Origin of the sequence: Paenibacillus foliorum, from assembly GCF_013141765.1 — a bacterium.
GTDB classification, from domain to species: domain Bacteria; phylum Bacillota; class Bacilli; order Paenibacillales; family NBRC-103111; genus Paenibacillus_S; species Paenibacillus_S foliorum.
This window is the reverse complement of record NZ_WHOD01000101.1, coordinates 57,400-69,201: the sequence shown is the minus strand read 5'-3', so window position 1 is coordinate 69,201 and position 11,802 is coordinate 57,400. Positions and strand designations below refer to the sequence as shown.

Below are 11,802 nucleotides of genomic sequence, written 5' to 3'. Positions count from 1 at the left end.
CTCCTTTTTAAAAAATGGATAGTTAATTAAGCTTAATATTCTCATTCTCCTAACGCGAAATAAGATGTTATAGTTACACTAAAGAGGAAGAATTTTGAAATTTTTATAAGAAGAAGAGAAATATCCGATGAATCTGGAATCAGAAAAATGATGAAATCATGCTAATTATTATCATTTATCCGAAAAAAAGGAGTCGAAAATATGAGGAAAATGATCTTTGCTCTCTCTATCGGCCTGATAATCGGGTCAGCTACAACAGCAGTATCTGCTTCAACTGAAGCTGTACAAGCAACCATAGCTAAGTTCGTATTCAAAGTGAATAGTCAAGAGAAGGAATTAAAGAACGACCCTTTAGTCGTTGATGGAACTTCATACTTACCGGTACGAGAAATTGCTGACCTGCTAGGATACGAGCTTGATTATGAAGATACAACGAGGACAATCAATTTTGAGCAGAAGCGGGTCAAGAGCAATTCGTATCTTGAATTAACCGAAGCTCCAGACTTATCGGAGTGGATCAATGTTCTTGATCTGATTCGATTTTATGATGGGAATGGTATTAAAGCATCTTTATCTGGTGATAATTCCGTTACTAATCTGAATATAGGCGTTTATGGAGTTGGTTTCCCATTGGCATTTGAAGATCAGTACAAGCAGGGAGATGTCCCTAAGTTATTCCAGAAATCAAAGGGGAAGCTCTCTATGTTGGTTTATAAAAACAATATCTACGTCAATAAATCCAACATTAAAGATTTAGGTTTCCCTATTGAGGATGAATGGATGCCGGCAGCGGATTTAACGAAAACTTCTACAAAATTTGACTTCAGCTTGCTTAATGGTAAAGAAAAATTAAAGCCAGTGTTTTTATATACCGAACAAGGGATAATCCGTGCCATGAATTCTGAAGCTGGAATTTTACTAAACAAAGAAGATTTAAGAGCAAGAGGACTAATAGGTTAATAATGGTCAGTAGCGAGTGGTTTAACCGGAATTTCCGGAGCTAATTTTGCCTGTAGATCATTGGTTATTACTTTCGCCGAGTCTGTTTAGCCTTTGAGTCTTATTTATTTGTATTATCGTCATTTTTCTTCGGCTCGGAACTGAAATCAGCGTTTGATGAAATTATTCGATCTCGGTTCCTTACCAACTCAGCGATTGACAAGGCCTTATGCACGGCAACAGCGTACAAGACTTTACTTCGAAGCTATCGCCTCCCCTCAAAAACCTGCAGCTATACAGCCTTTTGGTCGTTTTATCGGTAGTCTTGGCGAATTCATGCAAATGTGCAGCTCTTTTTCGCTCTTAGCTGAAACAGGACTGCTTTGCATTAAATTGCTGTATTTTTGCAGTTCTTTCCTCTCACAAGCAAATTTCAGTGGATAATAACTGCATGTTTGCAGGATTATGCAGGCTGATGATCGGGGGTGGGTCAAGCACTGAGAAGTCCTCACATAAAACCTGCCCCTCTGCAAATTGACAGAAAATTTTAACTGTGATTTAATTTCATTAAACTAAATATCCGTTAAAGCGAAGATGGACATGGGTTGGAGTCTACCCTCAGTAGGGAAAATGTCAGATGCTAGCAGAGAGTCGGTGGCGGGTGAAAACCGATGCAAGCATTTTTCTGAATTACAGTCCGGAGCAGGAGAAGGGAACATGCATGACCCATGCATAAGTAGCTTTTACCCGGCAGTTAATGCCGTTATTTAAAATAAGTGAAAGAAGAAGCTTATACTGATTTCAGTACAGTAAGCTCTTCTTTAATTAGGGTGGTACCGCGAGATAGCTTCTCGTCCCTTTGTTGGGGCTTTGAAGCTGTCTTTTTTTGTTTTTCAAAAAAGGGGGAAGAAGGATGGGGCAATGGGATCAGCTTACCGAACAGCAACAAAATGAAGTCGAGCGCCAGCTGCGTATAATTTGCCGTGGAGCGGCCAAAATTGTGCCTGAGGATGCATTGAAGCAAAAATTGGCCTATTCAGTATTGTCAGGTCAGCCGCTAAGAGTCAAACTCGGACTGGACCCATCGGCTCCGGATATTCACATTGGTCATACGGTTGTGTTATACAAGCTACGGCAATTTCAGGATTTGGGGCATGAGGTTCAACTTATCATCGGGGATTTCACGGGCAGAATTGGTGATCCAACAGGCAAATCCGAAACACGAAAGCAGCTTACGGAGGCCGATGTTAAACGAAATGCCGAAACTTATCAGCAGCAATTGTACAAAATTCTCAACCCGCAAAAAACAAAGTTTTATTATAATTCTTCTTGGCTTAGTCAGTTAAAGTTTGAAGATGTTCTGCAGCTGGCAGGAAAATTAACCGTGGCGCGGATGCTGGAACGGGATGATTTCGCTAAACGATTTGGCAGCAATCAGCCTATTCATATTCATGAATTTTTCTATCCGCTTATGCAAGGGTATGACTCCGTGTCATTACAAAGTGATATTGAACTTGGAGGGACGGATCAAACCTTTAACATCCTGATGGGAAGAACCTTGCAGGAGGCTTATGAGATGAAGGGTGATGGTCAAATCGCGATTCTTATGCCGCTGTTAGAAGGTTTGGATGGGATACAAAAAATGAGTAAAAGTTTAAGTAATTACATTGGAATCGATGAGATGCCCAACGAGATATTTGGGAAAACAATGTCCATCCCTGACCAATTAATGCTTAAATACTATGAGCTTACAACTGCCATCACTAATGAGGAGCTGCTTGAGCTTAAGCAGGGACTACAAGAAGGAACCATTCATCCTCGGGATGCCAAGCTCAAGCTCGCGAATGAATATGTCCGTATGTACCATGGAGAACGAGCTGCTGAAGAAGCGCATAATCATTTTGTAACGGTATTTCAAAAACGTGCTTTGCCAGATTATATAGAGGAAGTCCGACTTCGTGCGAGTGAGTTAGAGGATGGGGGGACATGGATTAGTAAACTTCTCGTCACGATTAAATTACAATCATCTAACGGAGAAGCTAAGCGAAGTATTACACAGGGTGCTGTAAAAATAAATGAGCGTAAGATTACCGATCAGAACGAACGAGTAGTGTTACAGGATGGCGACATCCTACAAGTAGGAAAGCGGAAGTTTGCTAGAATTAAAATTGAATGAGTTCAGAGTATTTGTCAAACCGTCCTTTAGGGCGGTTTTATCTTTGTTTGCAGAAAGCGGTTTTAAAAAGCTTTATTATCAATAGCATCCAAAGAAAAATTGGTTATTGTATTTTTTTACATTATCAGGTATTTTTAGAAAGAAAGGACTATTCATGTATTAGTGGGACGTAAAAAGTCTTATGTGGTCAAAAAAAGTCCCGTGATACTGAATTCATAATCCCCGACAAGTGCAAGTCATACCAAACGAGTAGAACGAAGGAGGCAATTACTTTGCTCAAAGAAAAAAATTATGCATGGCTGCTGCTCTCGTTGCTTTGGTTCTTTAGTTTTTTTGGTTCCATTGGTCGGTTTGTTCAATCGTACTACCAGAACGATATATCGCAATACTTAGGCGTTGGGAGAGCTTTTCTTGGTTTGACATGGTCTGTAAATTTATTGATTACAGCCTTGTGTGCACCAATCGGCGGCCTATTAGTGGATAAATACGGATACAAAAAGGTCATGCTGCTCACAGGAATTATAGGTAACATCGCTATTGTAACCGTGTTATTTTCCAATACGTCAGTTGGCTATTTTATTGGATTTGGGATTCTGTCAGGACTAAGTGGGATAAATGCATCATCCATCTATGTGCTGGTTTCGAACTGGTTTAAACACCACCGGGCCAAAGCTTTGATGATTGCAAGCAGCGCAGGCTCTTTGGGACTTGCGGTGCTAACTCCCCTTTTCGTGTATTTCCAGGATTGGTTAGATTGGATGAAGCTGTATTGGATTTTACTCGTGATTGGTTGTGGATCGATCCTCTTTATCCTCTTTTTCGTTCGCACTAATGACTCTGATGACGAAGCTAATGAAGCGCCTAGCAGCAGTTCTGAATCCCTGAAAAAAGAGAGAAAGCTATTGGATAACGCCCGAAACTGGTTGCCCAATTTCATCGGATACTGTAAAAATCCAACACTTGTAGTTGTAATGATTGCGTTATTTACTTGCGGGTTCAATATGGGAACGGTGGAAAGACATTTAGTGGCCATTCAGCAGGTATCCCATGTACATGAAGCGGTTTTTGCAACATCATTGAGCTTGCTCGGATTACTTGAGCTTGTGGGAGGCTTGTTTTTTTCATTTTTACTGGACCGTATGAACAGGCTGTTAGCTTTGGCGATTTTATATGGAGTTCGAGTTATGGCATTTGCTATTTTAATGATGCATTTTGATTTGGCTCCCATTCTGTTTTCTTTGATGTTTGGAGCTAGCTACTTGGGGGCAATTCCTGGAGGAATTCTTGTTGCAACGGAAGCTTTGAAAAGCTCAAGTAAATCGATCGGCCTTCAAACCGGAGTATTATTGCTTGTCCATCATCTTGGCGGTGTTTTCTCCGGATATTTTGGGGGGATTAACTATGACCTGTTCAAAAACTATCAGCTGCTGATCGGAGTGGATATAGGACTAACTGTGTTTTCCGCTGCAGCTTACTACTATATCTATAGATCTACAGCGAAACAGAAGCTTACAAATGTTGGGCGGTATAACGAATCGTTATAAGGATATTTTGCGACATAAGACCCAAATATTTACTAATTAAGCAACTTTTCTTTGTGCAGAAGCGTCAATAAGGAATCGGGATATAGAACTATTTTCCATGAATGGAGAGGGGTAATACGGTGGTACTAGAAAGAGAGAAGAAGCAGCTCGTCCTATGGGTGGGGATCATGGTTGTTGTTCTATGCATATGCTCCTTACTCTGGAGCCGGCCTGCGGCAGCTGCGGGTTCGATAGAGCTCCAAATGGAAGTAGGCTATGACGGAAAGATTAAAGAGGGACAATGGTTTCCGGTTAAGTTTACCGTGACTAATCCATCCGAAGATGTAAGCGGCGATCTAGTTGTGCAAGTGGCCAATCCGATGGGAGGCAATGATGCCACTTACATCAAGCACTTGGACCTACCTAAGCAGACGACAAAGGTCGTGTGGATGTCACTTCCCGGAATGTCGTACAACGGCAATAATAATGTCATTAAATTTTATAAAGGGGACATAAGCAAAGGGGAGATCGTTCCGATTTCCAAAGGCAATGATTATATAACGGCAACTCCGACCCAGTCGGTTCAAGTGGGGGTGCTGGCTCGGGATCCGGATACGCTAAACTTCTTATCACTGCTGCAGTCGAAAAATATCCCGGTCAGCGTCATCCACTTGAAACCGGAGCAGCTTCCTGGCGAATCGGTCATGCTCGATGGTCTCGATGTACTTGCTCTGAATGATTTTGCCTCCGATCAATTGAAGGAAGATCAAGTTAAAGCAATCACGTCTTGGGTAAATCGTGGAGGTACACTGGTTTTAGCTGGGGGAGCGGGGTATCCGAAGACGGCTAAAGCTTTCGAGGGTCTGTCTCCCGTGACCTATACAGGGACAGCTTCTGTACCGAGTCTATCATCACTTGAGCAAGCGTCGGGTAAAGAGCTTAAGCTTAGCGAGCCTTTTACGGTTTCGACATCAGCGCTGAGAGCGGGTGAGGTCATAACCCAAGAGAAGCAGCAGCCTCTTTTTGTCAAAAAAAGCACGGGTAGCGGAGAAGTATGGTATGTGGCCTATGATCTTGCGCTCAATCCGGTAGCTTCATGGAACGGAAGTCCTGAGCTGTGGGAGAAGGTGATCCAAGGTCATTCAGGGCCTACAAATATGAAACGCGGAAGACCGGGCTATTCCTTCATGAATCAATTTAGTGAAGTGCAGTATGCGCTCGATTTTTTCCCTTCATTAGTGTCACCTTCCTTCTTCATGCTGTTGATCGTGTTTCTAATTTATGTCGTTCTTGTGGCTCCGTTTCTATACCTGCTGCTGAAAAAGGTGGATAAAAGAGAGTGGGCTTGGATCATTATTCCAGCCTTTTCTATACTATCGAGTGCCGTTATTTTTATGATCGGATCCTCGGATAAAAGCTCTACCTTGATACATACCCTCAATACCTTAGAGCTTAACGGCAGTGGCCAAGGGCAGAGAACAAGTGCTACAGCTGTCTTTGTTCCTCGGGGTGGGAGCTATGAGCTTGAGGTTCCTAAGGCAGCGCATACCGTTTTAGCTAACACGAATCAAGGCTTCGGTTCAAACGGTCAGCTGACAGGGATTTCCGATCAACATATTCGTCTGGATGCGGAAAAAACGCGAATTGGGTGGTCGGATGTACCATACTGGTCTGTGCGTAAAGCATGGATTCAAAACGATGAAATCGAGCAGCTGGGTAAGTTCGATGTGAATCTAACGTTAGATTCCAACGGACTTAAGGGTGAAATCGCCAATGCAACGAAAAGCGACCTGAACGATGTTAATATTATCATCAATAGGAGCGTATATAGTGTAGGTGAATTAAAGGTTGGCGAGAAAAAGCCGGTGGCGTTAACGTCTCCTACAAATGTTAATAATGGCAATTTTGATTTTGGCTACCTGCTGTTTTCTAATCCAAACGGGATGAACGGCGGCATGGTGTATCGAAATGGAAATGGAAACATGGATAACCATGAACGTGAACGCCAAATGATCAATTCATATATGAACAATAGCAGCAAAGGGATGAATCAGGGGAAACCGGTGGTCATCGGCTGGAGTAAGGATAAGCAATCGTTATTCAAGGTTAATGGCAAGGATGCTAATACCGATCAGTTGAACCTGTGGGTGCAGGCGGTCGATTTCCAAGTCGTTCAAGGGGATAAGATATCGATTCCTGCGGGGTATATAACCCCTGTTATTGTTAATAACAATACGAATCAATTGTTCATGGAGCCTAATGGCACGGTAGTGATCGGCAATGGTTCTGTGACGTTTGAATACGCACTTCCGAGGATTCAGGGTGCATCCTATACGAAGCTGGATTTGCGTATGCCAGGCGGAGCAGGCATTCCGCAGTTTCTGATCTTAGAGCTGTGGAACGGGGAGAAGCAGGATTGGGAACCGATTGACCTTCGCGTCCCTGTTGAGAAAAAGGATAATCTGTCAGCCTATATCCTAGACGGAGGGACGACGATACGAATGAAGGCTACGGCTACACAACAGTTCGGCTTCCAGTTCCCTGAGGTAGCCTTGGAAGGGACGGTGCGCCGATGAGTGATGGTCAGGAAGTGAACAAACCGAAGATAGGGAGTACAGAAGTGGTTGAGCCTATTAGCGATAATGGGGAGTTTCGTACACCTGTGAGTGTAGGCCCTGAGATAACGATTCCGGTGAGTGATAGTGAGAGCTTGCCTAAGCCAATGATTGAAATTAAGGATTTGACAAAAACGTACGGCAGCTTTACTGCGTTGAAATCAATGAGCATGGAAATTGCCAAAGGCTCCGTATTCGGATTTGTCGGGCCTAACGGCGCTGGTAAGTCAACGACGATGTCTATACTCGCGACGTTGCTCGCACCCACCTCGGGCTCGGCCAAGGTTGGCGGCTTCGAAGTAACGGAGCATCCGAAGGAAGTGCGCAAGCTGATCGGCTATATGCCGGATTTCTTCGGTGTGTATGACCAATTCAAAACAACCGAGTATCTTCATTTCTATGGTGCCAGCTACGGAATTCCACGAGTAGAGCGGGAGCAGCTCATCCCTCAGCTGCTGGAGCTGGTTAATTTAACGGATAAAGCCGAGTTCTATGTCGATTCTTTATCGAGGGGAATGAAGCAGCGTCTATGCTTGGCGCGCTGCTTGGTGCATGATCCGGAGCTGCTCATTCTGGATGAGCCGGCGTCAGGGCTCGATCCGAGAGCGCGGATTGAAATGCGCGAAATTCTGAAGGAGCTTAAGTCGATGGGTAAAACCATTCTCATCTCCTCGCATATTTTGCCGGAGCTGGCGGAAATGGTGGATGAAATCGGCGTCATCGAGCATGGGCAGCTTATTGCCAAAGGCAAGGTGCAGGATATCCAAAACCGGATGAGGGTCAAACGTGTACTGCACATTCGTATGTTGGAGCGGGAGCAGGAGGCGGCGGCATTTCTGCAGGATCAGCCGCATGTTTCTATGGTGCTGCATGATGAGCAGGGCATTCATGTGCATTTCGGAGGACAGGATGAGGATCAATCCAGCCTGCTGCTGGAGTTGATCGGCAAGGGCTATCGCATTATTACCTATAGTGAAGCGCAAACGAATCTGGAGGATGTGTTCTTGGAGATTACGAAGGGAGGCGATGCGCTGTGAGGAATGGGCTCGGTTGGCGCCAAACATTAATTAATCCTGTGCTGGACAAAGAGTTTCGGCTGCGCATGCGGACGGCTCGCTCGTCTCTGTCGCTGTTGTTTTATTTACTTGCTATTGGGCTGCTTGCGATGGGCTTCATATACTTAAATACAGGCGGAATTCGCGGCGGAATGGCGAGCTTTCGGCCTCAGGAAAGCCGGGATCTGTTTTATTTCCTAAGCGTTGCCCAGCTGGTGCTGGTTGCTTTCATGACGCCCGGATTGACTGCTGGTGTCATCAGTGGGGAGCGGGAGAAGCAGACGCTCAACATTTTGCTGACGACACAGCAGAGCTCGACAACGATTATTTTGAGCAAGCTGGTTTCGTCATTAAGCTTTATGCTGTTGGTTATTATCGCTACGCTTCCGGTGTACAGTATCGTGTTTCTATTCGGAGGGATCTCGCCTAAGCAGCTGTCGTTAGTGTTCTTATTTTATATTTTTGCAATGTTCGTATTGGGTGCGTTTGGAGTGCTGTTTTCAACGATATTCAAGCGGACGATGATCTCCGTTGTCGTGACCTACGGCTTTACTCTGGCTGTGTTTGCTGGAACGGGGCTTTTGTTTATCTTTTTGCAAGGTGTGCTCCGTCAGTACAACCAAGGGGCAAATCCCCAATCCTATGGTTGGGTTGGTTATGTGCTCGGCCTTAATCCGGTTGCTGCGCTGCTCAGTATTTTCGAACCGAGCCTCAACCGTGAAGCGTTCGGCAATAGAATGACGCCTAGCGGTACGCCGACACCTCCACCTATTGAGCTGTGGCAGGAATTTGTTATTGTATATGCGGTATTGGCTATTGGTGCTTTGCTGTTAAGCATTCGGTATATTCGTCCGCGGTTGAAGAAGCGGGGTTAGGCTTGTTGAGTTGAACAGCGAGTGAGTATAAGTTTATAACTGGATTCGCGCACAATTGACCAATGCACTTGTTCAATGCGGGTTGTGGAGATTGTTATTCTCTAGATATTAAAGAGTTGAGTTTTTGGGGGCACTTAAGCATGGCGAAGAGCCCCATTTTACTTCTAAATGATGGCCAATAAGTGATGGGCCGAAGGTTGCTATTGGAGGTAGAATTGCGAATAGCTTCCCCCCTATTCGCCTCCAAATAGGCGGGGGGAGGAACTGTGATGCGCTATTTTGAATTGCACACGTTATCATTCAAGTGGAGCGGAACTAGGATGCCTTATTGGCTTGGAATGTGCTATTTCGGTAGGTTGAAGACGAAATAACGCATCGTAGTTCCGCGTTTTCATGAATATGGGGGTGCGTAAGCCGAATAGAGGATTGACGTTCCGTGAGAGTGGGGCAATCCTCATAGATTCTCATAGATGAGCTTAAGAACCAAGGGGAAAAGCGCTTTATTACATGGAAGTATGAAGCACTGGGATGGAGTGACAGGAGTCGGTGTGAGCAGAGCAAGAGTGGAACGAGAGTAGAGCAAGCGTGGAATGAGAGCAGAACAAGGGTGGAATGAGAGCAGAACAAGGGTGGAATGAGAGCAGAACAAGGGTGGAATGAGAGTAGAGCAAGCGTGGAATGAGAGTAGAGCAAGAGCAGAAGAAGAGTAGGGAAAGAGTGGAATGAGAGAGCAGAACAAGTGTGGAATGAGAGTGGAAGAAGAGTAGAGCAAGAGTGGAACGAGAATGGAATGAGAGCAAAACAAGCAGAGAAGAGCGTAATGAGCAAGTGTGGAATATGCGCAGAACAAGATAGGAATGAGGTAGGGAAGGAGTTGTTATAGCTATGCTAAATGTGGAGTCACAGCGGTTGCTGGAGCTGCTTCGGCCTGTCCAACGCAGAATGCTTAGAATCCGCATGTTGGAGTTGGGCGCGCTGGGGTTAGTGGGAGGATTAATTGCTGCTTTCCTATGGATGCTGGCTGGGCATTTCTTTCCGATTCCTCATTATCGGTTGGAGGCTGTGCTGCTGGTGCTCCTCGGGGGAATGATCGGGGTGTTGTACCCTTTGATAAGAAGAGTAACGCCAGAAGAGGCAGCTAAAGTGCTGGATAAAGCGGGCGCTGAGGAAACTGTACTTACGGCGCTTCAATATTTGCATCAAACTACTCCTGTTATTCGCATGCAGCGGGAGTCGGCGATTAGTTTCACGGAAGCAGTTGTGCGCAATTTGCCGAAGGTAGTCATGCTGACCGGATTCAAAAGGCGGTTATGGGTCATTGGCATCTGCTCTTGTATGCTAGTGATCACGCTTATTATGCCGAATCAGATGGATGGAATATTGGCACGAAAGCAAGCGGAGGCTGCATGGATAGAAGAGCAGAAGCAGAATGTGGAAAGTATGGAAGAGAAGCTGAAGGTTGAGAAGCTTGATCCGATTGTCAAGAAGCCAATGGAGCAAACGCTCCTTAAGCTGCAGGAAGGACTTGAGCAGAGTCGGGATGTTAAGTCGGCGCTCGATGAAATGGAAAAGTCGCTGAAGGAGCTGCAAAAGCAGGCGGAGCCGCTAACCAAGCGGCAGGCTGAAGCGGAGCAGTGGGCTGATCAAATGCAGCGGCAGCCGATGCTGAAGCAGCTCGGGCAAAGCTTGCAGCAGCAGGATTCCTCATTGCTGCGCCAAAGCGCTGAGCAATTGCGCGAGCAAGTGCTGAAGCTGACGAAGGAGCAGAAGGAAGCGCTGGCGAAGGAGCTGGAGAAGCTTGCAGCGGCGATGCCGGATGCAGCATCGGAGCAGGCGCAGCAGCTGCGCAAGGCGATGGAGGCTGCGGCGAAGGAGCTGCAAAAGCAGGCCGGCGACGCAACGGCCGATCCGGCGCAGCTCGAAGCGCAGCTGAAGGAGCTGGAAGCGCGGCTCGCTGAGGCGATGCAGCAGCAGCAGCTGAACGCGCAGCAGCAAGCGCTGGCGATGCAGCAGGCTGCACAGATCGCGCAGGCTGGCCTGCCGATGGCGGGCCAGTTGGCGGCGCAGGGCGCAGCGCTCTCGGCCGCGTGGAGCCCGAGCGGCCTCGCGAACGCGCTGGCCACTGCGGCGATGCCCGCAGGCCCAGGCGGCACGCCGGGCACTGGCGCTCAGCCAGGAGCGGGCGCAGGAGCGGGTGCAGGAGCAGGAGCGGGCGCAGGTGCAGGTGCAGGAGCAGGAGCGGGCGCAGGTGCAGGTGCAGGTGCAGGAGCAGGAGCAGGAGCGGGTGCAGGAGCGGGCGCGAGTGCAGGTGCCAGTGGAGGCAACGGAGCGGGAGTAGGCAACGGGCCGCGGAGCTTGGTCACGACGCCGCGTAATCTGCAGGGAGCGGGCAATGTGCAGTCCGACCAGGGGCCAGTTAACGGCTCGGGAGGCGAGATACAGAAGGGTGGCGTATCGCCGATGATGGATGGAGCGACGAGGCCATACGAGGAAGTGTTTACCGAATACGCCAATGAGGCCAAAAGCTCGCTGAATCGCAGCCAGCTGCCGCAGAATGTGCAAAGCCTGGTACGTGATTATTTTACGGAAATCCAACCGAATCGATAAATGACAATGAAC

7 protein-coding genes and 1 other annotated feature are annotated in these 11,802 nt (G+C 46.7%); all 7 genes read left to right on the top strand.

Features of this window, described 5'->3' with window-relative positions; genetic code table 11:
- The first annotated feature begins 201 nt into the window (after nucleotides 1-201).
- The 7 genes from GC093_RS26485 to GC093_RS35575 all read left to right on the top strand — a co-directional run bounded on the left by GC093_RS26485 (nucleotide 202) and on the right by GC093_RS35575 (nucleotide 11,790).
- Nucleotides 202-960: a stalk domain-containing protein gene (locus GC093_RS26485; RefSeq protein WP_171654921.1), complete on the top strand. Its 759-nt coding sequence runs from the start codon at nucleotides 202-204 to the stop codon at nucleotides 958-960.
- A 561-nt stretch (nucleotides 961-1,521) separates the two neighbouring features.
- Nucleotides 1,522-1,801, top strand: a binding site (T-box leader).
- 51 nt (nucleotides 1,802-1,852) lie between these two features.
- Nucleotides 1,853-3,115, top strand: a complete 1,263-nt coding sequence (gene tyrS, locus GC093_RS26480) for a tyrosine--tRNA ligase (protein WP_171654920.1) — start codon at nucleotides 1,853-1,855, stop codon at nucleotides 3,113-3,115.
- A gap of 215 nt (nucleotides 3,116-3,330) precedes the next feature.
- Nucleotides 3,331-4,659, top strand: coding sequence for an MFS transporter (locus GC093_RS26475; RefSeq protein ID WP_312886619.1), 1,329 nt, complete (start codon nucleotides 3,331-3,333; stop codon nucleotides 4,657-4,659).
- Nucleotides 4,660-4,778: 119 nt separating this feature from the next.
- A complete protein-coding gene (locus GC093_RS26470) occupies nucleotides 4,779-7,214 on the top strand; it encodes a DUF8725 domain-containing protein (RefSeq protein ID WP_171654919.1) in 2,436 nt (811 codons plus the stop codon).
- 146 nt (nucleotides 7,215-7,360) lie between these two features.
- Nucleotides 7,361-8,290 (top strand): ABC transporter ATP-binding protein, encoded by a 930-nt coding sequence (locus GC093_RS26465; protein WP_171654980.1) that lies wholly within the window; start codon nucleotides 7,361-7,363, stop codon nucleotides 8,288-8,290.
- Entirely contained in the window at nucleotides 8,287-9,183 is an 897-nt protein-coding gene (locus tag GC093_RS26460; protein WP_312886617.1) for an ABC transporter permease, read from the top strand. Before GC093_RS26465 ends, GC093_RS26460 begins: the two co-directional genes overlap by 4 nt.
- Before the next feature lie 885 nt (nucleotides 9,184-10,068).
- Nucleotides 10,069-11,790, top strand: coding sequence for a DUF8809 domain-containing protein (locus GC093_RS35575; RefSeq protein WP_216624838.1), 1,722 nt, complete (start codon nucleotides 10,069-10,071; stop codon nucleotides 11,788-11,790).
- The last annotated feature ends 12 nt before the right edge of the window (nucleotides 11,791-11,802 follow it).

Coding starts and splice junctions, on each gene's coding strand:
- GC093_RS26485 (WP_171654921.1), top strand. CDS start 202: ATGAGGAAAATGATCTTTGCTCTCTCTATCGGCCTGATAATCGGGTCA.
- tyrS (WP_171654920.1), top strand. CDS start 1,853: ATGGGGCAATGGGATCAGCTTACCGAACAGCAACAAAATGAAGTCGAG.
- GC093_RS26465 (WP_171654980.1), top strand. CDS start 7,361: ATGATTGAAATTAAGGATTTGACAAAAACGTACGGCAGCTTTACTGCG.
- GC093_RS35575 (WP_216624838.1), top strand. CDS start 10,069: ATGCTAAATGTGGAGTCACAGCGGTTGCTGGAGCTGCTTCGGCCTGTC.